General features: G+C 65.4%; 25 protein-coding genes and 2 tRNA genes. 5 read left to right on the plus strand and 22 right to left on the minus strand.

What is annotated here, in order from left to right; translation table 11 throughout:
* The first annotated feature begins 134 nt into the window (after window positions 1-134).
* Window positions 135-905 (plus strand): hypothetical protein, encoded by a 771-nt coding sequence (locus tag Q0X61_RS02350; RefSeq protein WP_297739960.1) that lies wholly within the window; start codon window positions 135-137, stop codon window positions 903-905.
* A gap of 42 nt (window positions 906-947) precedes the next feature.
* Here Q0X61_RS02350 and Q0X61_RS02355 read toward each other — a convergent pair whose 3' ends face one another.
* Window positions 948-1,838: a neutral zinc metallopeptidase gene (locus Q0X61_RS02355; protein ID WP_297739962.1), complete on the minus strand. Its 891-nt coding sequence runs from the start codon at window positions 1,836-1,838 to the stop codon at window positions 948-950.
* 102 nt (window positions 1,839-1,940) lie between these two features.
* Here Q0X61_RS02355 and Q0X61_RS02360 point away from each other — a divergent pair, with 102 nt between their 5' ends.
* Window positions 1,941-2,627 carry an NUDIX hydrolase gene (locus Q0X61_RS02360; RefSeq protein WP_297739964.1) on the plus strand — a complete coding sequence of 229 codons (687 nt, stop codon included), beginning with the start codon at window positions 1,941-1,943 and terminating at the stop codon, window positions 2,625-2,627.
* A gap of 66 nt (window positions 2,628-2,693) precedes the next feature.
* Here Q0X61_RS02360 and Q0X61_RS02365 read toward each other — a convergent pair whose 3' ends face one another.
* From Q0X61_RS02365 to glmU, 16 genes are all read right to left on the minus strand, one after another.
* A complete protein-coding gene (locus Q0X61_RS02365; protein WP_297739966.1) occupies window positions 2,694-3,584 on the minus strand; it encodes a Bax inhibitor-1/YccA family protein in 891 nt (296 codons plus the stop codon).
* Between the two features lie 98 nt (window positions 3,585-3,682).
* Window positions 3,683-3,756 (minus strand) — tRNA-Leu (locus Q0X61_RS02370).
* 6 nt (window positions 3,757-3,762) lie between these two features.
* Window positions 3,763-4,698, minus strand: coding sequence for a Ppx/GppA phosphatase family protein (locus Q0X61_RS02375; protein ID WP_297739968.1), 936 nt, complete (start codon window positions 4,696-4,698; stop codon window positions 3,763-3,765).
* Window positions 4,674-5,138, minus strand: a complete 465-nt coding sequence (locus Q0X61_RS02380) for a DUF501 domain-containing protein (RefSeq protein WP_297740066.1) — start codon at window positions 5,136-5,138, stop codon at window positions 4,674-4,676. The genes Q0X61_RS02375 and Q0X61_RS02380 overlap by 25 nt, the downstream gene beginning before the upstream one ends.
* A gap of 41 nt (window positions 5,139-5,179) precedes the next feature.
* On the minus strand, window positions 5,180-5,821 hold the full coding sequence (locus Q0X61_RS02385) for a septum formation initiator family protein (protein ID WP_297739970.1): 642 nt from the start codon (window positions 5,819-5,821) through the stop codon (window positions 5,180-5,182).
* Window positions 5,822-5,851: 30 nt separating this feature from the next.
* The gene (gene eno, locus Q0X61_RS02390) at window positions 5,852-7,129 is read right to left on the minus strand and encodes a phosphopyruvate hydratase (RefSeq protein WP_297739972.1); all 1,278 of its coding nucleotides are present in this window, start codon (window positions 7,127-7,129) and stop codon (window positions 5,852-5,854) included.
* A 108-nt stretch (window positions 7,130-7,237) separates the two neighbouring features.
* Complete coding sequence (locus Q0X61_RS02395) at window positions 7,238-7,855, minus strand: MazG family protein (protein ID WP_297740068.1); 618 nt, start codon at window positions 7,853-7,855, stop codon at window positions 7,238-7,240.
* Window positions 7,856-7,895: 40 nt separating this feature from the next.
* Window positions 7,896-8,402 (minus strand): hypothetical protein, encoded by a 507-nt coding sequence (locus Q0X61_RS02400; RefSeq protein ID WP_297739974.1) that lies wholly within the window; start codon window positions 8,400-8,402, stop codon window positions 7,896-7,898.
* Between the two features lie 53 nt (window positions 8,403-8,455).
* Entirely contained in the window at window positions 8,456-11,920 is a 3,465-nt protein-coding gene (mfd, locus tag Q0X61_RS02405) for a transcription-repair coupling factor (RefSeq protein ID WP_297739976.1), read from the minus strand.
* Window positions 11,921-12,107: 187 nt separating this feature from the next.
* Window positions 12,108-12,683, minus strand: coding sequence for an aminoacyl-tRNA hydrolase (gene pth / locus Q0X61_RS02410; RefSeq protein WP_297739978.1), 576 nt, complete (start codon window positions 12,681-12,683; stop codon window positions 12,108-12,110).
* Window positions 12,680-13,297, minus strand: coding sequence for a 50S ribosomal protein L25/general stress protein Ctc (locus Q0X61_RS02415; protein WP_297739980.1), 618 nt, complete (start codon window positions 13,295-13,297; stop codon window positions 12,680-12,682). Before Q0X61_RS02415 ends, pth begins: the two co-directional genes overlap by 4 nt.
* 268 nt (window positions 13,298-13,565) lie before the next feature.
* Entirely contained in the window at window positions 13,566-14,750 is a 1,185-nt protein-coding gene (locus Q0X61_RS02420; RefSeq protein ID WP_297739982.1) for an MFS transporter, read from the minus strand.
* A 45-nt stretch (window positions 14,751-14,795) separates the two neighbouring features.
* The gene (locus tag Q0X61_RS02425) at window positions 14,796-15,161 is read right to left on the minus strand and encodes a CrcB family protein (RefSeq protein WP_297739984.1); all 366 of its coding nucleotides are present in this window, start codon (window positions 15,159-15,161) and stop codon (window positions 14,796-14,798) included.
* Window positions 15,154-15,537, minus strand: a complete 384-nt coding sequence (locus Q0X61_RS02430) for a CrcB family protein (protein ID WP_297739986.1) — start codon at window positions 15,535-15,537, stop codon at window positions 15,154-15,156. The genes Q0X61_RS02425 and Q0X61_RS02430 overlap by 8 nt, the downstream gene beginning before the upstream one ends.
* Window positions 15,534-16,475 carry a ribose-phosphate diphosphokinase gene (locus tag Q0X61_RS02435; protein WP_297740070.1) on the minus strand — a complete coding sequence of 314 codons (942 nt, stop codon included), beginning with the start codon at window positions 16,473-16,475 and terminating at the stop codon, window positions 15,534-15,536. The genes Q0X61_RS02430 and Q0X61_RS02435 overlap by 4 nt, the downstream gene beginning before the upstream one ends.
* 41 nt (window positions 16,476-16,516) lie before the next feature.
* A complete protein-coding gene (gene glmU, locus Q0X61_RS02440; protein WP_367270694.1) occupies window positions 16,517-17,977 on the minus strand; it encodes a bifunctional UDP-N-acetylglucosamine diphosphorylase/glucosamine-1-phosphate N-acetyltransferase GlmU in 1,461 nt (486 codons plus the stop codon).
* Between the two features lie 461 nt (window positions 17,978-18,438).
* Between glmU and Q0X61_RS02445 the strand changes: the two genes are divergently transcribed.
* Window positions 18,439-19,194, plus strand: coding sequence for a hypothetical protein (locus tag Q0X61_RS02445; protein WP_297739988.1), 756 nt, complete (start codon window positions 18,439-18,441; stop codon window positions 19,192-19,194).
* A 139-nt stretch (window positions 19,195-19,333) separates the two neighbouring features.
* Here the strand turns inward: Q0X61_RS02445 and Q0X61_RS02450 are convergent.
* Window positions 19,334-19,415 (minus strand) — tRNA-Gln (locus tag Q0X61_RS02450).
* Window positions 19,416-19,695: 280 nt separating this feature from the next.
* Here Q0X61_RS02450 and Q0X61_RS02455 point away from each other — a divergent pair.
* Both Q0X61_RS02455 and Q0X61_RS02460 read left to right on the plus strand, forming a co-directional pair.
* Window positions 19,696-20,253, plus strand: coding sequence for a DNA-3-methyladenine glycosylase I (locus tag Q0X61_RS02455; RefSeq protein ID WP_297739990.1), 558 nt, complete (start codon window positions 19,696-19,698; stop codon window positions 20,251-20,253).
* Window positions 20,254-20,289: 36 nt separating this feature from the next.
* Window positions 20,290-20,967, plus strand: coding sequence for a TetR/AcrR family transcriptional regulator (locus Q0X61_RS02460; protein ID WP_297739992.1), 678 nt, complete (start codon window positions 20,290-20,292; stop codon window positions 20,965-20,967).
* Between the two features lie 3 nt (window positions 20,968-20,970).
* On the opposite strand, the gene Q0X61_RS02465 is transcribed toward Q0X61_RS02460, so the two are convergent.
* Genes Q0X61_RS02465 through rsmI form a run of 4 tightly spaced genes read right to left on the minus strand, consistent with a single transcriptional unit; the run spans window position 20,971 to window position 24,462 of the window.
* Window positions 20,971-21,873, minus strand: coding sequence for a 4-(cytidine 5'-diphospho)-2-C-methyl-D-erythritol kinase (locus tag Q0X61_RS02465; protein WP_297739993.1), 903 nt, complete (start codon window positions 21,871-21,873; stop codon window positions 20,971-20,973).
* Window positions 21,874-21,882: 9 nt separating this feature from the next.
* On the minus strand, window positions 21,883-22,767 hold the full coding sequence (rsmA, locus tag Q0X61_RS02470) for a 16S rRNA (adenine(1518)-N(6)/adenine(1519)-N(6))-dimethyltransferase RsmA (protein WP_297739994.1): 885 nt from the start codon (window positions 22,765-22,767) through the stop codon (window positions 21,883-21,885).
* Window positions 22,760-23,623, minus strand: coding sequence for a TatD family hydrolase (locus Q0X61_RS02475; RefSeq protein ID WP_297739996.1), 864 nt, complete (start codon window positions 23,621-23,623; stop codon window positions 22,760-22,762). The genes rsmA and Q0X61_RS02475 overlap by 8 nt, the downstream gene beginning before the upstream one ends.
* Window positions 23,620-24,462, minus strand: a complete 843-nt coding sequence (gene rsmI, locus Q0X61_RS02480) for a 16S rRNA (cytidine(1402)-2'-O)-methyltransferase (RefSeq protein ID WP_297739998.1) — start codon at window positions 24,460-24,462, stop codon at window positions 23,620-23,622. Before rsmI ends, Q0X61_RS02475 begins: the two co-directional genes overlap by 4 nt.
* Window positions 24,463-24,527 lie beyond the last annotated feature (65 nt).

Here is a 24,527-nt window from a genome sequence, read left to right on the forward strand (position 1 = left end):
TACACCGGTGGCGAATCGTCGGCAGCGTCAGATGTGTATAAGAGACAGCCCCCTCCCCCTCCGTCGATCCGACGGCGCTCCCTCGGCCACTACAGATCACGGGGAAGCTCACCGACGGCGACAACGCGCTGCGCGTGGTGCAGGCCCTCGACAAGCTCGCGCACCACCGCCCGGCACTGAAGCTCGACGTCACCCCCACATCGGCCACGCTCATCGCCCTCGGCGCCGACGACAAACCCATCGCCTATCAGTGGTCGAACGGCACCCTCGACGCAGCCACCACCGACTTCCAATACCTACAGCAAAACACCTTCTCTCCGGCCGATTTCCCGCTCGACAAGCTCGGCACCATGTTCCAGCACGCAGAGCGGCTCGGCGTGAAGGGTCAGCTCGTCTACCAAATCCAGGAGTACGGCCGCGCCGCCATCACGCAATCCATCTCGTCACGGCCCGAGACGGTCACCGTGTTTTTCCTGAGCGACGCCACGCCCGTCCCCACCATCGGAGTGACGCTGCCGAGCGACGTAGCAGCCGGCCTGGCCGCGGTCACCGCCGGCGACCAGTACATCACCCAATTCGGCTTCAGCAAGGAGCGCGGCTATTGGGCGTTCGCCATCGACGGCGACGAGGTAGTAACCCGCATCCGCAAAGACCATGTGCCCACCTTCGAGACCCGCAAGGAGAGCACCACCGAGGAGCTGCGTTTCAAGGCATCGCGCATCGACCCAGTATCGGCCGTGCTCGCGATGTCCAACGCCCGCAAGAACGCCCAGGACGCCTGCGAGCTCATCGTCTCGCAACCTCCCGCGAGCCCGGAGCCGATCATGACGATCCGCTGCGGCTCCGGCACCGTGCGCACTGATCTGGCCGGGAACAACCTCGACGACGAGCTCAAGAACAACTGACCCTACCCGGTGGGCGCTCCGGGGCACCGGGTGTCGGGAAGGTCAGAGGTTGTCGGTGCTGAAGGTGTCGCAGGCGTTCACGTCGCCTGTCTGGAAGCCCGCGTGCAGCCAGCGCTGACGCTGCTCGGAGGAGCCGTGCGTCCACTCATTTTGAATGACCTGCCCCATGGATTGCTCCTGAATGTGGTCGTCGCCGACAGCGCGGGCAGCGTCGAGGATGCGATTCAGGTCGTCCTGGGTGACGTTCTCAATGAGCGAATTCTTGTCGCGGATCGTGTGGTGGAACCAGACGCCCGCGTAGCAGTCGGCTTGCAATTCCGCGCGGACGGAGCCCGACTTGGCGCCCTTCTGCGCGCCCTGGCGGCTCTTCGCGAGCGAGCCGGTGAGGTTTTGCACGTGGTGCCCATACTCGTGGGCGATGATGTACGCCTCTGCGGCGTAGCCGCCCTGAGCGCCGAGCTGGTTGAGCAGTTTGCCCATGTAATCGGTGTCGATGTACACCGTCTTGTCGGCGGGGCAGTAGAACGGGCCAACCTGCGAGCTGGCGACCCCACATCCCGTCTCAACACGCCCACTAAACAGCTGTGTTGCCGCTCGCCGGTATCCCTGCACCTGGGTTTCCCAGAACCCGTCGATGGCCGTCACATAGGCGGGCCAGCGGCACTCCGGGTCGCGGTCGACGTCGGCACCCGTCCTACATTCGGGTTTGTTCGTCACCTTTCCCGACGCTCCGCCTCGCTGCTGAGGCTGTGCGCCACCGATCACAGCGCTGGGGTCGATGCCGAGCTGCGGCCCAAGGAAGATCAGCAGTAGGAGCAGCAATCCACCTGCACCACCGCCAACGGCGACGCCTCGACGCCCGCCTCCGCTGCGGCCCGACCCTCCGTAGCGCACACGTGACTGGTCGATGCTCGCGCTGTCTTTGAACTCCATGCTGACCCTCCGATCAATGTGCACTCATGCTACCCAGCTTCCAGCCTTGTTCGCGCGTCCATCGCCGGCCGTGAGGCTTGGGGCGAGAGCTAGGGTTGAAGAATGCGTGTCGTTGGAGTGACTACCCCGGTGGGTGGCCCCGTCGTCGACTTTCATGTCGAGCACGGTGCCCACCCCGCGGTGACGCTCTTCGATCGCGGTTTCGTGCAGCTGCGCCCCCTATCTGCAGAGCTGATTGACGACGAGATCGTCTACAAGGCTCTCGTGCGCGAGGTGGTGCCCGCAGATAACCGCCCGCAGGTGCGCTTTAGGGTGCACGTCGACCCGAATGAAGACACGCTCGTGCCGGTGCAACGCCAGGCCGCCTACGCCCTGATTCTCTCAGAGCGGGGTCTGCTCGGCACTGTGAACTCCGCGCAGTCGCACGCGGCCGGGGTTTGGGCGCTGCCTGGTGGGGGCATCAACCCGGGCGAGTCGCCGTCGGATGGGTTACTGCGCGAGATCTACGAGGAAACGGGGCAATCGATCATCATCGACCGTCTCCTCGCCCTCGAATCCGAGCACTGGATCGGGCGTTCGCTGAGCGGGCGTCTGGAAGACTTTCACGCGCTGCGCTTCATTTACGGCGGGCGCTGCGAGCATCCCACCGACCCCGTCGTGCATGACATCGGAGGGTCCACCGAGATCGCCGAGTGGGTGCCGCTGCGATCCTGGCGGCAACACCACTGGACGAACAGCTCCCGCACGCTGCTCGCGCAGTACGCACGCAAGCTGTGGGTGTGGGCCTGACATCCAGCAACAACGACGCCGCCACCAGCGCGGATGCTGGCAGCGGCGTCGACTCGTCGGGGGAGATTAATCAGACGAAGCGAAGTACGAGGCGATTCGCAGGATCTCGACGTACAGCCACACCATGGTGACGGTAATGCCGAAGGCTGCACGCCAGGATTCGCTGGCGGGCGCGCGGCTCTCGACGCCGACGCGGACCGCGTCGAAGTCCATCACCAGGTTGAACACTGCCAGCACCACGGCCAGCAGTGAGAAGGCGATAGCGAGCCATCCAGCGCCGGGGCCGACGGCGCGCAGGCCGAGGTTGACGCCGAGGAGGTACAGCACCAGGTTCACCAGCATCACGCCGGCGATGGCGAAGGTGGCGACGACCACCATCTGCTTAAACTTGGCGCCCAAGCGAATGTTGGCGAATTTCATGACGGCGAGCGTGACACCCGCGGTGACGAATGTGGCGAGCACGGCAGTCATGACGATGCCCGGCCACATCATGTCGAAGAACTTAGAAATAGCGCCCACGAAGAGGCCCTCGAACAGGGCGTAGATGCCCAGCGAGACCGGCCCGATGTTGCGCCTGAACGAGACGACCAGGGCCGTGATGAAGCCGCCCAGTCCACCGACGATCCACAGCCCCAACGTCAGTTCTGGCGGCGTGAACAAATATGCGACGGCGGCGACGAGGAACACAGCACCCAGTGAGATGCCCGTCTTCGCGATGACGTCGTCGTACGTCATCACCCCGCCGGCGGGCGCCTGCGAGTATTGCTGCTGTTGGAACGGTTGCTGAGCGTACGGGTCGTATGACGCCCCTTGCTGCGGGTACTGCCCGTAGTCTTGCTGCGGGTGACCGCCTGGCTGGGCGTATCCGACGGGCTGCCCGTAACCCGTCTGGGGGTAGCTCTGCGGCTGCTGGTTCTTCATGAACCCTTCACCGCGACCAAAAATGGGATTTGCCATTGGCTCTCTTCCTTCGGAGTGCGTCCATAGCCATGGTAACGGCAAAGCCAAGCAATCTCGAGCGTTGTTTGACACTTAATATTGCATTGTCGCATCGGTGCCCTCGACGGGATTCGAACCCGCACTGGGGCGGGTTTAAGCCGCCTGCCTCTGCCAGTTGGGCTACGAGGGCGTATCTCTAGTGGAGCATGCTGAGCGCCACACCGTCGAGAATATCGGTCTCGCTGACGAGGATCGAGCCACCCGGCACCCGGCGGGAGAGTTCGTCGAGGATGATGGCTCCGGCCCCGATTACCTGCGCGCGCAGCGGGTGCATGCACGGCTCGCGTGCGATGTCGTCGGCCCTCGTGGCGAGCCAGTGGGCGCAGCTGGCGACGACGTCGTCGCGAGTAAGAAGCGTTTCGTGGATCTCGTCGCGTTCGTAGCGCAGCAGCCCGAGCTTGCGCGCCGCGAAGCTGGTGACCGTGCCCGCCACGCCGATCGCCGTGGCGACCTCGGCGAAGTTGATGCCGGCGTGATCGATCTGCTCGCCCGCCCAAGCGCGCGCCGCGCTGACCTCGTCGGGGGTTGGGGGGTCTGCGCGGAAGAATCGTTCGTGGATGCGAACCGCTCCGACGTTGAGGCTCACCGCTTGGGCCACTTCGCGGTCGTGCAGCAGGACGAGTTCAGTGGAGCCGCCACCGATGTCGATCACGAGCGACGGCGATTCGGCCTCGACGCCCGAGAGCACGCCCTGCGACGACAGCCGCGCCTCCTCCTCGCCGGAGATGATCTCGACGTCCACGCCCAACCGCTCGCGGGCGCCACGCTCGAACTCGCCGCGGTTGGAGACGTCGCGAGCGGCGGAGGTGGCAACCACCCTGAGCTCAGCCCCGCCTTGGGCGTCGATGAGTGCGCGGAACTCGTCGAAGATGGCGAAGGTTCGCGCCAGCGCGTCGGGGTGAAACTCGCCGGTGGCGTCGACGCCCTGGCCAAGCCGGGCGAGCCGCACCTCGCGCGCGAGCTCGCGAATCTCGTCGCCGTCGGCGCGAAAGATCACCAGGCGGATGGAGTTGGTGCCGCAGTCGATGCCCGCGACGGTACGCCCGCTCACTGCTTCGTCTCCACGCGGCACGGCCTCTCCCAAAACTCGCCCAGGAGCTCCAGCGCCTCGTCGCCGAGCGGGTTCACGCCCGGCCCCTTGGCGAGGGCGTGCGCCACCAGCACGTGGAGGCACTTCACGCGGGTAGGCATACCACCGGCGGTCTTGCCGTCGATCTCTTCGACGTGGCCGAGAGCTTCGCGGTCGGCGAGATACGATTCGTGCGCCTCGCGGTACTTGGCGGCCAGCTTTTCGTCGTGCTGGAGGCGCTCAGTCATCTCTGCCATCAGCCCGGAGGCCTCGAGCGTGCCGATCATCGACGCCGCACGGGGGCAGGTGAGGTAGTAGGTGGTGGGAAACGGCGTTCCGTTCGGCAGCCGGGGCGCGGTGCGCGTCACCGCGGGCTTGCCGCACGGGCAGCGCCAGGCGACGTCGATGCATCCGCGTGGTTCACGGCCGAGCTGCGCGGCCATGACGGCGAGGTCTTCTTCGGTGACTCCCACGACGTCCTTCCTCACGATGGTTTCGATGAAGGTTTCGGGCTCTCGCCCTCCGGCTCCAATCCGATCACCCTATCGTCGTCAACCAGGCGCTTCGAATCGGGATCTTCTGCAGGCGCATCCGCCACCCGAACCGACGTCCACATCTGCTCGTACCAAGGGCCTTTGGATGCTTCGACGAGAGAACCCACCGTCTCGGAACCGTCGACGGGTTCCCCGTTTGGACCGATCACGCGGTAGCCCGTCTCCCCAGGCATCACCCAGCCCAACCGAACGCGCGCCTGCGCACGCACGTACTCCGGGTCGCTCCACCGCTCGACCTCGTCCTTTTGCTGCGCGATCGTCTTCTTCGTCACGGCGATGCGCTCGCGTTCTTCGGCAATCTGGCCGGCTTGGATGAAGTAGATGCGCAGGCTCTGCCCGAGCAAAATCATGGTGCCGAGCACCGCCGCTGTGAGCACCACCAGTCGCCAGGTGATGCCCCGAGCACGCATCATGCTGGCGGAGGTCGTCGTCGGGTGCGCGGGGTGCTCGGGCTCGTTCTCTACGGTCGACGTGGAGCGCTCGCGGTGCGCGCGCTGCTCCTGACGCGCAGTGGTCCGGGACCGCGGAGTACCGCGACCCGGACCACTGCCTGCAGGACTAGTTTTCGCCACGCGCCAATACTACGCGTGCAGCGAAACAGCTCAGGCCTTGAAACGCGGGAAGGCCGCGCGGCCTGCGTAGTGCGCTGCCTCGTCGAGGTCTTCCTCGATGCGCAGCAGCTGGTTGTACTTCGCGACGCGGTCGGTGCGAGCCGGTGCGCCGGACTTGATCTGGCCACAGCCAAGCGCGACGGCGAGGTCGGCGATGGTGGTGTCCTCCGTCTCACCGGAGCGGTGGGACATCATCGTCGTGTAGCCGTTGCGGTGCGCGAGGGTGACGGCGTCGATGGTCTCGGTGAGCGAGCCGATCTGGTTCACCTTCACGAGCAGCGAGTTGGCGGTGTGGGTGTCGATGCCCTTCTGCAGGCGGGTGACGTTGGTGACGAACAGGTCGTCGCCCACGAGCTGCACCTTCTTGCCGATCTTGTCGGTGAGGGTCTTCCAGCCGTCCCAGTCTTCCTCGTTCAGCGGGTCTTCGATGGACACCAGCGGGTAGGCGTCGACGAGTTCCTCGTAGTAGGCCGACATTTCCTCAGGGCTTCTCTTGGCACCCTCGAAGTTGTAGGAGCCGTCCTCGTAGAACTCGGAGGCAGCCACGTCGAGGGCCAGGGCGATGTCTTCGCCGGGCTTGAAGCCGGCAGCCTTGATGGCGTCGACGATGAGGTCGAGCGCCTCGCGGTTGGACTCGAGGTTCGGGGCGAAGCCGCCCTCGTCGCCGAGTCCAGTGGACAGGCCGCGATCCTTCAGCACCTTCTTGAGCGCGTGGTACACCTCGGCGCCCATGCGCAGCGCTTCAGCGAAGGAGTTGGCGCCGATGGGGGCGATCATGAACTCCTGAATGTCGACGTTGGAGTCGGCGTGCGAACCACCGTTGAGGATGTTCATCATCGGCACGGGCAGCACGTTGGCGGTAGGACCACCGATGTACTTGTACAGCGGGAGCTCGGCCTCGTCGGCAGCAGCCTTGGCGACGGCGAGCGAAACACCAAGGATGGCGTTGGCGCCGAGCTTGCCCTTGTTATCGGTGCCGTCGAGCTCAAGCATTGCGTTGTCGATGGCTCGCTGGTCGTTGGCGTCGAAGTCTTCGATTTCGTCGGCAATCACGCCGACGTTGGAGACGGCGGTCTGCACACCCTTGCCGAGGTAACGGCCCTTGTCGCCGTCGCGAAGCTCGACGGCCTCGAAGGCGCCAGTGGATGCGCCGGACGGCACAGCCGCGCGGCCGAGTGCGCCGGAGTCAAGCTCAACCTCCACCTCGATGGTGGGGTTGCCGCGGGAGTCGAGAATTTCGCGAGCCTGGATGAACTCGATGTAAGCCATGGAAGTCCCTTCGGATGTTGGCGTTGAACACCGCCAGTCTAGTGCCCTTCTTCCGAGGCACCAGAGCTGGCCGACGAAACTGCAAAACTCGACAACAGTTGACTCAAACTAGGCGTTTTCGCCGGGTTTGGCGTCGCTGTTGTCGAGTTTTGCAGTTTCCGCCTGGCGCACTTGCGTTTCGAGACGCCGGAGGGCCTTGCGTGCGGCCGCGTCGGCGTCGATGCCGCCCGCCTGCGCCCTCGCTACGAGCGCGATGATCTGCTCCCCCACCTCGTCCTCGGTAATCGGAGCGTCTGGGAGCGCGATATCGACGCCGTGCGAGCGCGAACGGGAAACTACCTTGTGGGCACGAGCAATCGCGCTCATCGAGTGGGCGATGCCGTCGAGCGCCGATGTTCGGCCCTTCTCCTGGGCCTTGCGTTGCTCCCAGTTGGCCCACATATCCGCGGGCGCAGGATCGTTGGAAAAGACGTGCGGATGCCTGCGAACGAGCTTGTCAGCGATGCCTTGGGCCACGTCGTCGATGGAGAAGCGCCCCTCCTCCTCGGCGATGCGGGAGTGGAAAAACACCTGCAGGAGCACGTCGCCGAGCTCCTCGCGCAGGTCGTCGTCGGTGCCCTCCTCGACGGCGTCCACCACCTCGCAGGCTTCCTCGATGAGGTGGTTCAGCAGCGACTCGTGGGTCTGCTCCGCGTCCCAGGGGCAGTCCGTGCGAAGCTGCTCCATGATCTGGCGCAGCCGCTGCAGCTGGTCGTCAGGCACTTACTTACTTGGCGGGCACAGACAGCGAGCCGCTGTCGATGGCCATCTGCCCATTTTGCAACTTCAGATCGCCGTACCGCGGGTTCAGTTCGACCTCGTCAACGAGGCTCTTCAGCGTGGCGGTGAACTCGTCGGGCGACACCGTCTGCTGCAGTTGGCCGAGCGCGTTGTCGAACGACATCTGACCGACGATGAAGTCGTGGCAGACCTTGTTCGACGCGTACTGTGGCAGCTGTTGCTGGATGGTTTCTTCGATCTGCTCGCGGGGAGGAACCGCGTTCTTCAACGCGTCGTGGTCGAGCAGCTTGCCAAAGGCCGCATACACGGCGATAGTGCTCTCCGGCACCTGCCCGACGTAGTCGCCGCACTGTTGCATCACGTCGGTGACGGCATCCGCCTTCACCACATCGTTGCCTACCACAGCAGCGTTGTTCGGGGAGTGCGCACACCCGACGAGCAACAGGCTCGCGGCAGCGACACCAACCAGCGGTTTCCAAGCAGACTTCTTCACGTGCCGTACCCTACCAGCCGCCAGGCACCTCAGATTCACGCCCGCCGCCGACATCAGCCGAAGATTTGCTCGACGAGCGTCGTCGCCCAGGGCAGAGAGTCGCCCTCGGGTTTCGGCACCATGATGTATCCGGGCTTGATCCTCGATCCCGGGTACAGCCGCTCCAGGCGGAGCTTGCGCGATTCGGGAAGTTCGACGGGGGCGAACCGCACCACTTTCCCCGCCGGGGCGATCTCCTCGATCCCGGCCTTGCGGGCAAGGTTGCGCAGGTGCGCGACGCCCAGCAGATTCTCCACCTGCGTGGGAGGCGCCCCGTAACGGTCGTGGAACTCGGCGCGCGCGGCGTCGATGTCCTCGTCGGAGCGGATTTCCGCCACCTGCTTGTACATCTCGAGCCGCAAGCGCTCGGAGCTGATGTAGTCGTCGGGGATGTTCGCGTCGACAGGGATGTCAATGCGCATCTGCGACTCGGCCTCGGGCATCTCGCCGCGGTAGGCCTGCACCGCCTCGCCAACCATGCGTAAGTAGAGGTCAAACCCGACGCCCTCGATGTGACCCGACTGGTCTTCACCCAGCAGGTTGCCGGCGCCGCGCAGTTCGAGGTCGCGCATGGCGATGGACATGCCGGCGCCGAGGTCGGTGTTCGCGGCCATCGTCGCGAGGCGCTCGTGCGCAGTCTCGCTCAGCGGGCGATCCGTCGGGTACAGGAAGTATGCATAGCCGCGCTCCCTGGAGCGCCCGACGCGCCCGCGCAGCTGGTGCATCTGGGAGAGGCCGAGGTTGTCGGCGCGGTCGATGATGAGCGTGTTGGCCGTCTGGATGTTCAGGCCGGCTTCGACGATGGTCGTCGCGAGCAGCACGTCGGCGCGCTGCTCCATGAAGTCGAGCATCACCTGCTCGAGGCGCTTCTCGTTCATCTGCCCGTGGGCGGTGACGATGCGCGCCTCGGGGACGATTTCGCGCAGGTGGGCGGCGGTTTTCTCGATGGTGCTCACGCGGTTGTGCACGTAGAACACCTGGCCCTCGCGGGCGAGTTCGCGACGGATCGCCGCCCGCACCTGCGCGTCGTCGTAGGGGCCGGCGAAGGTGAGCACGGGGTGGCGTTCCTCCGGCGGGGTGGCGATGACGGACATCTCGCGGATGCCCGTGATGGAGGTTTCGAGCGTCCGCGGAATGGGGGTGGCCGACATCGTGAGCACGTCGACGTTGAGCCGCATCGACTTCAGGCGCTCCTTGTGTTCAACGCCGAAGCGCTGCTCCTCGTCGATGATGACGAGGCCCAAATCTTTGAACTCGACCTCTTTGCCAAGCAGGCGATGGGTGCCGATGATGACGTCGACTTTGCCCTTCGCCAAGTCTTCCAGGGTGCGCTTGGCCTGCGCGTCGGTTTGGAATCGCGAGAGCTGCGCCACCCGCACGGGGAACCCTGCGAAGCGCGACGCGAACGTCTCATAATGCTGCCCGACAAGCAGCGTCGTCGGCACGAGCACCGCCACCTGCTTGCCGTCTTGCACCGCCTTGAACGCGGCACGCACGGCGATTTCCGTCTTGCCATAGCCGACGTCGCCGCAGATGAGGCGGTCCATCGGCACGACGGATTCCATGTCGTGCTTCACTTCCTCGATGGCCGACAGCTGGTCGGGGGTTTCGACGAAGGAGAAGGCGTCCTCGAGTTCACGCTGCCAGTCGTTGTCGGGCGCGAAGGCGTGCCCCTTCGTGGCCTGCCTCGCCGCGTACAGCTTGATGAGCTCCGCGGAAATCTCGCGCACTGCCTTGCGGGCGCGCGCCTTGCGTTTCGTCCAGTCGGCGCCGCCCATCTTGTCGAGCGACGGCGACTCCGCGCCGACGTAGCGGGAGAGCTGGTCGAGCTGATCCATCGGCACGAATAGGCGATCCCCCGGCTGTCCGCGCTTGCTCGGCGCGTACTCGATGACGAGGTAGTCGCGCGCGGCGCCGTGCACGATGCGCTGCGCAGATTCGACGAAGCGCCCCACGCCGTGCTGCTCGTGGACGACGAGGTCGCCCTTTTTCAGCTCGAGCGGTTCGATGCGGTTCTTGCGGCGGCGCGGGAGGCGTCGCTCTTGCTGGTCGCGGACTTGCTGGCCCGTGAGCTCGCTGGCCGTGATCAGCTCAATCCGGGGCCCATCCGCACGCCAACCAGCCATGGCCCGCCCCACAACGACGGAGACGCTCCCAGCCGCGGGTTCCCCGTCGAGGGTATCCAGCGACGCGCGAACCCCCTGCTCAGCGCACAGTTCGACGAGGCGCTGGGCCAGGCCCTTGCCTTCCACCATGAGCACGACGCGCCAGCCGTCCGCGACACGGGCGCGGATGTGTTCGATCGCCGCGTCGGAGTTGCCACGGAAGGCCTCGGTGGGTGCGACGTCCAAGTTGCGGTGGTGCGCACCTTCGGCGGAATACTCGTCGTCGATGTCGGATTGGAAGGGGCTCAGCTGCCACCACCTGTGGCCGAGTGCGAGCGTGTGATCGCGCACGTCGGCCAGCTCCCAGTAGGCGGACGCCTCGAGGTCGATGGGCGACGTGCCTCCCCCCGCCGCCGCGGCCCAGCTGGCGTCGAGGAATTCGCGGCTGGTGGCGACGAGCTCGCTCGCGCGGGTGCGGATGAGTTCGGGCGCGATGGCGAGCACCAGCGAACGCTGCGGCAGCACGTCGACGAGCAGCTCGACCCCGTCGACGAGCACCGGGATGAGCGCCTCCATCCCCTCGACGGCTTGCCCCTCCGCAATGCGGCCGAGCATGTCGCCCAGTTCGGGATGCTCTGCGGCGATGGCCTTGGCGCGGGCGCGGACGTCGTCGGTGAGCAGCAGCTCGCGGCAGGGCGCGGCGGTGACTTCGTCGATGGTGTCGCCGGTGGAGCGCTGATCGGCGACGTGGAACGTGCGGATCTCGTCCACTTCGTCGCCGAAGAAATCGACGCGGAAGGGGTGCTCAGCGGTGGGCGGGAACACGTCGATGATGCCGCCTCGCACCGCGAACTCGCCGCGGCGCTCCACCATGTCGACGCGCGAGTAGGCGGCGTCGACGAGGGCCTGCTGCACGTCAGTGAGCTCGTATTCCTTCCCGACGGTGAGCGTGACGGGCTGCATCTGCGACAGCCCTTTGACTTGGGGTTGCAGCACGGAACGCACGGGCGCGACGACCACCTGCGGCGGGCGCTCAGAGGCGATGCGGCGCAGAGCGGCGAGGCGTTTACCGACGGTGTCCGCGCGCGGTGAGAGACGCTCGTGCGGGAGCGTTTCCCAGGCAGGAAAGTACGCCACTTCGTCGCTGCCCAGCCACGTGCCAAGCTCATCGACGAGCTGCTCGGCCTCCCGGTAGGTGGAGGTGACCGCCAGCACCGTCGACCCCTGTTCCGCGATGGCAGCGGTGAGGAAGGGGAAATACGCAGGTACCGCCGAGAGATCCAGAGCTGTGACGCCCGGGCGGCGGACGTCGTCGAGGGTATTGCGAAGCGCCGGATCCGACGAAAGGGTTTGCAATATGCCGGGGAACTTCACGCCATCATCCTATGGGTTGGTTAGCAACAGGGCACGTCCGCTCGTCAGGCAGCGGCTTGAACCCCTGAGGTGGGAGCTTGGGTGGCAGTTTTGCGCCCATGGACGGACGCGGAACTGCCACCTAAGGCCAGAGCCTGGCTCCGACGGCGACGCGCGCTTGGCGGGCTCCCGCTCGTCGGCGTCGAGGTCAGGAGTTGAACCTGTTCTGCGCTGCTGCGAGGCCGTGCTGCACCAGGTATTCGACGGCGTCAGCTGCCACTGCGGCGTCGACGCGCATCTCGTCGAGTTCTTTCGGGCGCATCTTGGCGAGCACCCAATCGGCCGACGGCTGCCGCCCAGGCGGCCTGCCGATGCCGACGCGCACGCGGTAAAATTCGCCGGTGCCCAGGTGCGCGCGAATGGATTTCAGGCCGTTGTGGCCGTTGTCTCCCCCACCCAGCTTGAGGCGCAGGTGCGGCGGGTCGAGGTCGAGTTCGTCGTGCACCGCGATCACGTCGGCGGGCTGCACCTTGTGGAAGCGCGCCAGCGCCCCGACCGCCTCGCCAGACAGATTCATGAAAGTAGTCGGTTTGGCCACCACATATTTCGCTTCGGGCCGGACGAACGTGGCGACCTCCGCCTTCATTCGGGAGTTGATGGAGAAGGAGGAGCCGTGGCGGTCCGCTAGGTCCGACACGGCCCAGAACCCGACGTTGTGCCGGGTGGGGCTGTACGTCGGGCCTGGGTTCCCAAGCCCGACGACAAGCACCAAGCGGTCGGTCACTCCGCCGCTTCCTCCGTGGCTTCACCCTCAGCCTCTTCGCTCTCTTCCTCAACCTCGGGCTCCTCGGGCTCTTCGTCCGGGAGCACGATGGAAGCGACGAGGGTGTCGGTGTCGATGTCCGGCTCGACGTCGCCGGGGAACTTGATGTCGGAGACGAGCACGTTGGCTCCCACCTCGAGGCCTTCCACCGACGCCTCGACCTGCTCCGGAATGTCCGCAACGGGCGCGAGCACAGGGACGGCGATGAGGTCGTGGTTCACGATGAGGCCAGGCTGCGGCTCGCCGGTAATGACGACGGCAACTTCCACGGCCACCTTCTGGCCGGCCTTCACCAAAATGAAGTCGACGTGCTCCACCTCGGGCAGGATGACGTGACGCTGCACCTGCTTGGGCAGGGCGAGCACCGGCTGCCCCTCGCCCTCAACCTCGATACGGAACAGCGCGTTCGCGGTACGCAGCGCCAGGAACAGATCCTTCGCGGGCAGGAGCAGGTGCAACGGCTCGGAGCCGTGCCCGTAGAGCACAGCGGGGGTCTGGCCGTCGCGACGGGCGCGGCGCGATGCGCCCTTACCGAACTCGGTGCGCTTTGTGGCCTTGATTTCAACGTCTGCCATGGGGGTTCCTTTCAACGAAGGCGGACATGCTCACGCCTGTTGAAGGAGCTCGTCGATCACGGACTGTTCGTCCCTCGCCAGGCAACTCGTCGAGTGTACCCCCGACGAGCTCGCTCCCCCAAACACAGGTCTACTCCGCGAACCTAACCCGATATCCACATTCGTTTGCCAGAACCGCCCCACAAATCAGCAAACGAATGTGGATATCGGGTTAGGTGCGATGCCAGCTCCAATGCGCGATCGCACCTGCAACCAGGAAGCGCTGGGGTCAGCCCAGAGGACGTTTCCCGCGCAGGCGTCCGCGTCGGTGGTCACGCACCTTGTAGAACGCGATGGGCGCCAGTGCGGCGAGCAGGGCCAGCATCGCGGCGACGAGGAACCCTCCCGAGGAGCCGGAGTGGTCAATCACGAAGCCAGCGGCAGCGGACCCGACGGCCGCACCCACCAACTGCCCGGTATTGGCCCACCCGTAGGCCTCGGCGGACTGCTCGAAGCTGATCGTCGACGAAATCAGCGAGAACATGATGGCCAGCGCGGGGGCCATGCCCAACCCAGACACGGTGATCGCCACAAACGTGGACGGGAACGAGAGCACCTGGGCTGCCAGCAACGAACCGACGAGCATGGCGCCCATCCACAACGACAGGGTGAACTTTCCCGACTCGCGGTGCCCGAACATCATGCCCGCGACGAGCGAGGCCACCGACATACCTGCGAGGATGAGCCCGGCCTGCAGCCCGCCCTCGCCGAAACGGTTCACGACGGAAGCCTCGATCGCGGCCGTCGAGCCGATCATGAGGAACCCGACGACGGTGGCGAGCACGACGGGGCCGCGCAGCAACACTGCCCCGAACGTGCCGCTGCTCGGCGCGAATTTCACCTCGCCGAGCTCGGGAGCGGAGATGAACCAGGCGCCGCCGATGACGAGCATCGCCGAGCACACGACGAGCCCCACCACCGACGAGATCTGCATCGATATCAGGGTGATAACCATCGGCCCTAGCACCCAAATGATCTCCTGCGCGGATGCGTCGAGAGAGAACAGCCGCGAGAGCTTGCTCGGGTCTACCAGCTTGGGGTACATCGTCCGCACCGCCGGCTGCACGGGCGGGAAGCTGAAGCCCGCGACGAGACCCACGGCGATCGTGCCCGCCAGCGGCATCGGGAAAAAGGCGATGCCCAGCAGCGACGCGGCACAAATGAGGGTGGTGGAGACGAGCACCGTGCGGGCTCCAATGCGCCCCATCAGACGGCTCGTGAACGGCCCAGCAACACCCTGGCCAATAGACGTCGCGGCCAGCACAAGGCCCGCGGCACCGTACGAGCCAAACAGCCGCTCCACGTGGATGAGCAGGCCGAGCGAGATCATGCCGCTGGGGAAGCGCGCGAAGATTTGCGACGCGACGATGCGCGCGACGCCCTTCGTCTTCAGCAGACCCCAGTACGAGTTCACAATTTCCGGATTGTAACCGGATTGTCCTGCCTCAATGCAACCGCATTAGGCCACGCCGATCAGCCACCCCATGGCACCCGCAACAAGGCACGCCAAGAAGCCGCCCAGCCATTGCCACACGAACGTCGCCACCCGCCGGTCGGCAAGGAGTTTCGCGGCGTCAACGGCGGCCGTCGAGAAGGTGGTGAAGCCGCCGCAGAAGCCAACGCCGAGCACGGCGACCGCCGTCGGTGAGAGCACGTGAGCGGCACCCAAGCCGACGATCCACCCCAGCGCGAAGCTGCCCAGCGTGTTCACCACCAGGATGCCGATGGGGAACCGGCGGTTCCAAGCTGCGAAGCAGGAGTCGACGAGGAACCTCGCCGTCGCGCCCACACCGCCGGAGGCCATGACCAGCAGGAATTCAACCATCACGCTGCCCCAATCGCAGCCCGAGGCCGGCGAGCAGCACCCCAATCGGCAACAGCAGCAGCGCGGCGATCCACATCCGTACCGAGGGTTCGTCTCGGGCAACCACAGCGACGGCGTACGTCGAATACGTGGTGAATGCGCCGAGGGCCCCCGTCGCGATGAACAAGCGGTACGCGTCGGCGCGGGGGCCGGAGCGGCGCCCTAGCCAGCCAACAAACAAGCCAAGAAGGAAGGCGCCGAGCGCGTTGATGAGCAGCGTCGACGCGTACCCGCCGCCGAGCATGCCGACGCCGTGGCGCAGGCCGGTACCGATGCAACCGCCCAGGAAGACGAGCAGGAGTTTCCTGCCAAACGCTACGACCGCCGGTTGGTTCACGCCTGCCCGTCGAACAATGACGTCACCGATCCGTCGAGGAACACCTCGCGGATGGCCTTGGCCAGCAGCGGGGCGATCGAGAGCACGGTCAGGTTCTTGATCTCGTCGTGGGCGTTCGTGGGGAGGGTGTTCGTGACGATGATCTCCTCCATGCCTGAACCGTTGAGACGCTCGACGGCAGGGCCGGAGAAGATGGGGTGCGTGGCCGCTGCGATGACCCGCTTCGCGCCGCGCTGTTTGAGCGCCTCGGCAGCCTGCACGATGGTGCCGGCGGTGTCGATCATGTCGTCGACGAGCAGGCACGTGCGGCCCTCTACCTCGCCGACCACCTCGTGCACGGCCACTGTGTTGGCCTTGTTCGGGTCGCGGCGCTTGTGGATGATTGCGAGTGGGGCGCCCAGCTTGTCGGTCCACATATCCGCCAACCGAACGCGGCCGGCGTCGGGAGAGACGACGGCGAGATTCTCGTCGGAGTATTTCTTCTGGACGTACTCGGCCAGCACGGGCAGGCCCCAGAGGTGATCGACGGGGCCGTCGAAGAATCCCTGGATCTGTGCGGCGTGGAGGTCGACGGACATGATGCGGTCGGCGCCGGCAGCCTTGAAGAGGTCAGCCACGAGGCGTGCGGAGATGGGTTCGCGGCCAAGGTGTTTCTTGTCCTGGCGGGCGTAGGGATAGAACGGCGCGACGACGGTGATGCGTTTAGCGGAAGCGCGTTTCAGCGCGTCCACCATGATGAGCTGTTCCATCAGCCACTCGTTTACCGGTGCGGTGTGCGACTGGATGACGAACGCGTCGCTACCGCGCACGGATTCCTGGAAGCGAACGTAGATCTCGGAGTTGGCGTAGGCGATGGCGCGCGTCGGCACCAGCGCCTGATCCATCAGGGTGGCCACTTCTTCGGCAAGCTCAGGGTAGGCGCGACCAGAAAACAGCATCAGGTGCTTCTGGTTCGAGGCGAATTCCGTGCTCAATATTCTCAGTGCTCCCGTGACTCGGCGACCTTGGGGTTGATGGATCCGTCGTGGGTGGCCGCGGCCTGATCCCACTTCGAGCCGGGTCGGCGCTTCGCGGCCCAGCCCTCAGCATTGTGTTGGTGCCCACGAGCGACGGCAAGCGCGCCGGCGGGGACATCGTCGGTGACCGCCGATCCTGCGGCGACGAAGGCGCCGGGGGCGATGTCGACGGGTGCGACGAGTACCGAGTTGGAGCCGACGAAGGCGTCCTTGCCGACGTGGGTGGTGTACTTCTTCTCGCCGTCGTAGTTGGCGAAGATGGTGCCGGCGCCAATGTTGACACCCTCGTCGATGATCGCGTCGCCGCAGTAGGTGAGGTGCGGCACCTTCGCCGTCGGGGCGATCTTGGCGTTCTTCGTTTCGACGAACGCGCCGATCTTGCCGTCGGCACCCAGAATGGTGCCGGGGCGGAGGTAGCTGAACGGGCCGACGGTGGCCCCCTCACCGATGACCGCGAACGAGCCGTGCGTGCGGATGACTTCGGCATTCGCGCCAACCTCGACGTCCATGAGCGTGGTGCTGGGGCCGATGATGGCTCCCTCGCCGATGGTAGTTGCGCCCTGCAAGATGGTGCCCGGGTGGAGCACGACGTCTTGGGCAAGGTCGACGTCGACGTCAACCCAGGTGGAGGTGGGATCGATGATGGTGACGCCCTGGCGCATCCACTCGTCGAGGATGCGGCGGTTCATTTCAGCGTTCATGCGGGCGAGCTGGACGCGGTCGTTGACGCCTTCAACCTGCCACAGGTCTTCTGTAACGTATGCCCCCACTTGCTGGCCAGTGCCGTTGGCGTGAGTGAGCACGTCGGTGAGGTAAAGCTCGCCCTGGGCGTTGTCGGAGTTGAGGTTGGCGAGGCCGGCTCGCAGCGTCTCGGCGTCGAAGACGTAGATGCCGGAGTTGATTTCGGTGATGGCGCGCTGCTCTTCCGTCGCGTCCTTGTGCTCGACGATGCCGCGCACGCGGTCGCCGTCGCGGAGGATGCGCCCGTAGCCGGTGGGGTCGTCGACGTTGGCGGTCATCACCGTGACGGCGTTACTGTGGGAGCGGTGTACGGCCACGAGCTGGCGGAGGGTGTCGCCCGTGAGCATCGGGACGTCAGCGTAGGTGACGACGACATCGCCTTGGATGTGCTCTAGGCCGGCCAGTCCGCATTGGACCGCGTGACCGGTGCCGCGCTGTTCGTCTTGGACTTGCGAGGTGACCGACTCATTGAGGCGTCCGAGTTCTTCGACGACCTGCTCGCGCTTGTTGCCCACCACGACGACGAGGTGCTCCGGGTCGAGCGCAGCGGCAGCGGAGACTGCGAAGCTGAGCATGGTTTTGCCGGCTACTTCGTGCAGCACCTTAGATTTCTTCGATTTCATCCTGGTGCCGCCACCTGCAGCGAGGACAACGACTGCGGATACTGGTGCGAGATCAGTCAAGAGCGCTCCTAACTCCGGCGTGCGCTACTCACTCTACTGCGCATTGCGTCCCTGTGTCTTAGATCAGCGACTTACCTCGACCACCCCTTCCTCGACTAGATACACACCAGAAGCCCAGAACAGACGATTTGGGGCTAACAACGCAGCCTGGTGTGTAGCTAGTCAAGCTGGCGTGTAGGTACAGCCTTGCCGAGGTGCCCCGTACCGCTGCTCAGGCAGCCTTTCCAGTACCCAGGCACTACCCGGTCCTTGATTTCTGCAAAACAAGTGGAGGAGTGGTGCTCTCAAGACGTGCTATAGGCTGAGGAAGCAAGCAAACTGGAGAGGATGCTGGATCAATGACCGCACACCGTATGCCCACAGTAGTGGTGGCTGCTCTCCTCATGGTCACTACCGTGGCTTGTAGTGGAAGCTCTTCGCCTAAGAGTTCTTCGCCAGCGTCCGAACCACCGTCCTTACCCATGCTCCTCGACGAAGTCTCCAGACACACCACTGCACTCAGCCAGATAGTGGTGAAACCAGACAAGGTCTCTGCCGTCACCGATGGGCCAGAGGGACAGCAGGCGTGGAACCTCAATAACACCAGTGTGGATCCCTTCCCGGTCGAGCACCGCGGGCCCTCGGTTGCTTGGAAGGATCTGGACGGTGACATTCTCGCGGCAGAACTGCAGCGGATCCAAGAAAGCTGTGGCCGCGAGGAAGCTACGTGGAGCCAAGCGGATATCTTATCTGCTACAGCCTCCGTGCTGACCGTGTATTGCGCCGGTCAGGTCCCCCCTGCCCCAGCATCGCAGACTTGGTGGAATGGGCACCCGGTGCCGGACATCTCGGCACTCACCAGTCTTGAGCGCTGGCAGCTGGCGCTGGACGTCGCCGCAGACGTCGCTCCGCAGGGTTCCATCAACGAGATAGTATTCGACGGACACACCGTAGCGGTGCAAACCACAACCCCTACGTGCGCTCTGCATGTTGTGCTCGGTGGTGATCAACGCCCCGTCGTTTGGGCCTGCTTTACTCCGACGGTTCGACCCGGAATATCACAGGATTTCAAGAATGCGGACGAATTACTCGCAAAACAACATGAGGCGATGGATTCCGCTGGCATCGTCAGTGAGGCCGACACCGAAGTACGACTAGCCCCAGACGTGCGGAATACGAAGATCGAAATCTCAGTCAGGCAGGGAACTCGGTCCGCTTCTGAGCCGTTGACCCGCTAACTGCAGCGCCTTCCTCGACTAGATACACACCAGAAGCCCAGAACAGACGATTTGGGGCTAACAACGCAGCCTGGTGTGTATCTAGTCGAGCTGGCGTTCACCCAGTCGAGCAACCGCGCCGAAACTCATCGTCGCGGACTGGCACCCCGGGTGGGAGTCGAACCCACTTCGCTAATCCTGATTCAAAGTCAGGCGGGCCCTGCCGAAAGACCAACCGGGGTATCGCCCCTCGAAGGGGCTCACAGCAGTGTATTGCAGCCTGGCCATACTGACCACTTCTCCGGCGAGCCGGCGCGTTGGACGTCGCATGAGAGGCTGCGCGTGCTCAACTGCAAAACTCGCCAACAGTGCTCGCTCACACCCCAAAAAGCGGCGGTTTGGAGCATCTGTTGGCGAGTTTTGCAGTTTTTGCTCGGGCGCCCGAGTTTTCCACAGATTGCTTTCCGGATGGGAATCCAGCAGTGCTCGCAGCCATAGTGAAGATGAGGAAGGAGACAGAAGGTGACAATCAGATGCTTCGGAACAGGGGACGCGCTCTACGAGCGCTACCACGACGAGGAGTGGGGCCGCCCGCTCGCGCTGAGCCCCGATGAACGCGAGCTCTTCGAGAGGCTCGCCCTGGAAGGCTTCCAGTCGGGGTTGAGCTGGCTCACGGTGCTGCGCAAACGCGCAGCATTCCGGCGGGCGTTTCACGAGTTTGCACCCGATGTGGTCGCTGGATACACGCAAGCCGACATCGCGCGTCTGATGAGCGATGCCGCCATCATTCGCAATGAGCGAAAGATTCGCGCAGCTATCCGCAACGCCGGGACGCTCGTCGAGTTGCATGCCGCGGGTGGGTCGCTCATGAGCCTGCTCGAAGAGCACCGCCCGGCTGAGCATCGTCGGCCACCCACGCCAGCGGAAGCGCCTGGGCAATCGGTCGAGTCGATCGCACTGGCGAAACGCCTGAAGCAGCTCGGTTTCGTGTTCGTCGGACCGGTCACCATGTACGCCTTGATGCAGGCCGTCGGGGTCGTCGACGACCACGCCGAGAACTGCTGGCTCGTGGCGGGGTGAGTGCAATTTCTCGTCTGATGGGTCAAGATGGGGTGCATGGCAACCACTACGCAGCGCCCACGCGCCCGTCGTCCGCGAGTTCGGATGACCGCAGCCGAGCGCCGCGAGCAGCTCATCCGGGTGTCGCGAGAATTGTTTGCCAACCGCGGGTTCGAGGGAACGTCGGTGGAAGAAATTGCCGCCTCGGCCGGGGTCTCAAAACCCGTGGTGTACGAGCACTTTGGGGGCAAGGAAGGCATCTATGCCGTCGTCGTCGACAGAGAGACGCGCGCCCTCCATGACGCCATCCATGAGGCCATCACCACGCCCGGTGCACGTTCACGCGAGCTGCTCGAGCGCGGTGCCCTCGCGTTGCTCGATTACATCGACGAGTGCCCCGACGGGTTTCGCATCCTGGCACGGGATTCGTCGCTGACCGAACCCACGGGCTCGTTCGCGTCGATCCTGTCGGACATCGCGTCACAGGTGGAAGACATCCTCGGCAGGCAGTTCGAGCGTCTCGGGCATGACCCCAGGTTTGCGGGCCTGTACGCGCAGGCGCTGGTGGGGCTCGTCGCACAAACCGGGCATCGGTGGCTCGATCACCGCGAACCGGAGAAGACGGTCGTCGCGCGGCATCTGGTGAACCTCGCCTGGAATGGGATGGCCAATCTGAAGCCAGATCCGCACCTGCTGGTCGAGCTCATCGAGGAACAGCGTCAAGCCAACGACTGACGACTAGTCGTGCACCACTTGGGCTCCAGCGACGGGGCCCGTCGACACCCGCACCGTGCGCACACCCGAAAACAGTGCGAGCTGCTTGCTGAGTGCCTCGGCGTCACGTTCAGAGGTGGTCAGAAACGCGCAGGTGGGGCCGGAGCCGGACACCACTGCACCGAGTGCACCGTGTTCGAGCCCGAGCTGGAGCGTGTGCTGCAGCGTCGGCTGGAGGTTGATGGCGGCACGCTGGAGGTCGTTCGTGAGGTGGGCACCGACGGCGTGCGCGTCGCCGGCGTGCAGTGCTTCGAGCAACTGCGTCGGGATGTCGGTGGGTTGCGGCTGTGAGATGCGGTCGAACTCTTTGAACACTGCCGGGGTAGACAGCCCGCTGTGCGACAGCGCAAACACCCAGTGGAACGCGCCCGTCGTCGCGATGGGTTCCAGTATCTCGCCCCTGCCGCTGCCGTGCGCGGTGCCGCCCATGAGTAGGAACGGCACGTCGGAACCCAACTGCGCACCGAGCTGCCGGAGCACATCACGAGGAGCGTGCACGCCCCACAGTTCGCTGCACGCGAGGAGTGTGCCGGCCGCGTCTGCGGAACCGCCCGCCATGCCTCCCGCCACGGGAATGCGCTTGCGGATACTGATGGCCGCGCCTGCATCGTCTATGCCGAAGTGGCTCGCCACCAGCTTGGCGGCGCGCATCGCGAGGTTGGTGTCATCGACGGGAAGGAAGCCGGCGCCCTCGCCGTGGAAGGACAGGCGGAACTGTCCTGGTTCGGCGCGTTCGACGGTGATGAGGTCGTTCAGCGACACGGCCTGGAAGATGGTGCCGAGCAGGTGGTAGCCCTCAGCATCAGTCTCGCCCACGCGCAGCGCGAGGTTGACCTTGCCAGGCACCCGAACCCGAACCGTCGACATGTCGCCAATCTAGCGGTTCTGCGTGTCATGCGGGGTGCCCGCAGCAGATGTCGGTAACTGCTGGGCGATGGCCGCGAACTGGCCGACGGTGAGCGTCTCGCCTCGCGCTTCGGGAGTGATCCCCGCGGATTCGATGGCCGCGCTCGCCGCCGACGACGAACCAAACAATGGTGCCAGCGCGGCGCGAAGCATCTTTCGACGCTGCGCAAAAGCTGCATCGATCACCGCGAAGGTGGCGGAGCGCGAGCCTTCCGGGGGCTCGCGGCGAGTGAGCTGCACGAGTCCGGAGTCGACGTTCGGCCGCGGCCAGAACACGGCTGGTCCGACGGTGCCTACTCGCTGCGCGTCGGCATACCACGCCACCTTGGCCGACGGGACCCCGTACACCTTCGAGCCGGGGCCAGCAACGAGGCGGTCGGCCACCTCCAGCTGCACCATCACGAGCCCGCGGCTCCACCCTGGAAACAGCTCCAGCAACCGCAGCAGCACGGGTACCGACACGTTGTACGGCAGATTCGCAACGACGGCGGTCGGCGCACGCCCGGGCAACTCGTCGATTTCCAGTGCGTCGGCGTGGACCACCGCCAACCGGGTGGCGGCCTCGTCGCCGAGACGCTCGCGAGCGGTTTGCGGCAAGCGTGCGGCAAGCGTGTCCTCGATCTCGACGGCGGTGACGCTCGCCCCGGTCTCCAGCAGCCCGAGCGTGAGGGAACCGAGGCCAGGGCCGATCTCGAGCACCTGGTCTGCGGCAGCGATGCCGGACATCGCGACGATGCGCCGCACGGTGTTGGGATCGTGGACGAAGTTTTGGCCGCGCTGTTTCGTCGGGCGAAGATCCAATTCGTCGGCGAGTGCGCGGATAGTCGCCGGGCCCAGCAACCCCGTGTCAGTCATCGTCGCCCCAGCGGCCGCCGTAGGCGGCCCAGGTGTTCTCAGTCACCTGCGTGCAGAACTCGGTGAGGTCGATGTCGAGGAGGTCTGCCAGGAAGCGCACGGTGTGCGGAATGAGGTAGGGCGCGTTGGGTTTGCCGCGCTCCGGCTTCGGCGTGAGGTAGGGGGCGTCGGTTTCGACGAGGATCTTCTCCAGCGGCGTCACGTGGGCGGCTTCACGAAGGTTCGGTGCGGATCCGAAGGTCACCACGCCCGGGTACGACAGCCAGAACCCGTGCTCCACGCAGGCGGTCGCGAAATCGGCGTCCCCGGAGAAGCAGTGCATGACGGTGCGCTCGGGGGCGCCTTCGTCGTCGAACACCCGGAGGATGTCGTCGTGGGCCTCGCGGTCGTGGATAACCAGCGTCTTGTTGTGCTGCTTGGCCCACTGAATGTGCCGACGAAACGAGCGCTCCTGCGCACGTTTGCCGTCGTCATCGCGGGTTCGGTAGTAGTCGAGCCCGGTTTCACCGACGGCAGTGGCATCGGGCACCATGCGCTCGATCTCCGCGAGAGTCGCCTCGAACGGCTCATCACCATCGCGCGTGGCGATGACCGCGGCATCGTTCGGATGCAGCGCGACGGCGGCCGCCACACAAGGCTGTGCTGCGGCCAGCTCGAGGGCATGACGGGAGCTGGCCACGTCGTAGCCGACGTCGACGATGTGCGTCACGTTCACCTGGGCGGCCAGCGCGAGCGACTCACCCGGCTTTAGTTTCGACATGTGCCAGGTGGTGGAGGTGTGGGTGTGGTTGTCGACGATGCCTCGCGGCAGCGGTTCTGGCAGGGCCGGCAAACCCAACTCTTCCAGCACGTTCATGATCGTCCTTCCTTCTCGGCGACGGCTGCGGCGTAGAGGTCCTTGCGGCGGCTTCCGGTGATCGATGCCACCTCAGCCACGGCCGCCGAGAGTTTCATACCCGAATCTATCCGGGCGCGAACCAGGCTGAGCGCATCCTCCGGCTCCATCTCGACGACGCTAGCCCCTTCAATCACCACGGTGCATTCGCCCCGCACGCCGTCGCGCGCCCAGCGCAGGGCCTCGTCGAGGGTGCCGCGAAATACCTCCTCGTGGGGTTTCGTGAGCTCGCGGCAACACGCGACGCGGCGGTCACCGCCCAGCGCCGCGACGGCGTCGGCGAGAAATTCCTCCAGCCGGTGGGGCGCTTCGAACAGCACCATGGTGCGCTCTTCGGTGGCAAGCGCGTCGAGCCGTCGACGCCGCTCTCCGGCTTTGCGCGGCAGGAACCCCTCGAAGCAGAAGCGGTCGACGGGCAGCCCTGAGACAGCGAGCGCGGTGAGCACCGCGGAAGGGCCGGGTAGGGCGGTCACGCGCAGTCCGGCTTCGAGAAACGCGGTAACGACGCGATAGCCGGGGTCGGATACCGACGGCATGCCGGCGTCGGTGATGAGCGCGACGGTCGCGCCGGCGCGGGCTGCGTCGACGAGTTCCGGCGTGCGCTGCGATTCGTTGCCCTCGAAATACGACACGATGCGCCCGTTCGCGGTGATGCCCAGCCGGCGCAGCAGTGTGACCGCGCGACGTGTGTCCTCGGCCGCGACGACGTCGGCATTCGTGAGTAGCTCCCGCAACGCGTCGCTGGCGTCCCGGCTCGACCCGATGGGGGTGGCCGCCAGGATCAAAACACCGTCGGACATACGCCCAGCCTATCGCCGACAGCCGGGCGGGAGCCGCCCACTGTTCACGCGACTGGTTACACTCA

Origin of the sequence: uncultured Tessaracoccus sp. (genome assembly GCF_947255005.1) — a bacterium.
Classification (GTDB): Bacteria; Actinomycetota; Actinomycetes; order Propionibacteriales; family Propionibacteriaceae; genus Arachnia.

Coding starts and splice junctions, on each gene's coding strand:
- Q0X61_RS02465 (WP_297739993.1), bottom strand. CDS start 21,873: ATGTCGACGGTTCGGGTTCGGGTGCCTGGCAAGGTCAACCTCGCGCTG.
- rsmA (WP_297739994.1), bottom strand. CDS start 22,767: ATGACTGACACGGGGTTGCTGGGCCCGGCGACTATCCGCGCACTCGCC.
- Q0X61_RS02475 (WP_297739996.1), bottom strand. CDS start 23,623: ATGAACGTGCTGGAAGAGTTGGGTTTGCCGGCCCTGCCAGAACCGCTG.
- Q0X61_RS02460 (WP_297739992.1), top strand. CDS start 20,290: ATGGCAACCACTACGCAGCGCCCACGCGCCCGTCGTCCGCGAGTTCGG.
- Q0X61_RS02435 (WP_297740070.1), bottom strand. CDS start 16,475: ATGCTGTTTTCTGGTCGCGCCTACCCTGAGCTTGCCGAAGAAGTGGCC.
- Q0X61_RS02415 (WP_297739980.1), bottom strand. CDS start 13,297: ATGGCAGACGTTGAAATCAAGGCCACAAAGCGCACCGAGTTCGGTAAG.
- Q0X61_RS02380 (WP_297740066.1), bottom strand. CDS start 5,138: ATGGCCGCGCAGCTCGGCCGTGAACCACGCGGATGCATCGACGTCGCC.
- Q0X61_RS02445 (WP_297739988.1), top strand. CDS start 18,439: ATGCTCCTCGACGAAGTCTCCAGACACACCACTGCACTCAGCCAGATA.
- eno (WP_297739972.1), bottom strand. CDS start 7,129: ATGGCTTACATCGAGTTCATCCAGGCTCGCGAAATTCTCGACTCCCGC.
- Q0X61_RS02395 (WP_297740068.1), bottom strand. CDS start 7,855: ATGGAGCAGCTTCGCACGGACTGCCCCTGGGACGCGGAGCAGACCCAC.
- Q0X61_RS02365 (WP_297739966.1), bottom strand. CDS start 3,584: ATGGCAAATCCCATTTTTGGTCGCGGTGAAGGGTTCATGAAGAACCAG.
- Q0X61_RS02360 (WP_297739964.1), top strand. CDS start 1,941: ATGCGTGTCGTTGGAGTGACTACCCCGGTGGGTGGCCCCGTCGTCGAC.
- Q0X61_RS02425 (WP_297739984.1), bottom strand. CDS start 15,161: ATGGTTGAATTCCTGCTGGTCATGGCCTCCGGCGGTGTGGGCGCGACG.
- Q0X61_RS02355 (WP_297739962.1), bottom strand. CDS start 1,838: ATGGAGTTCAAAGACAGCGCGAGCATCGACCAGTCACGTGTGCGCTAC.
- rsmI (WP_297739998.1), bottom strand. CDS start 24,462: ATGTCCGACGGTGTTTTGATCCTGGCGGCCACCCCCATCGGGTCGAGC.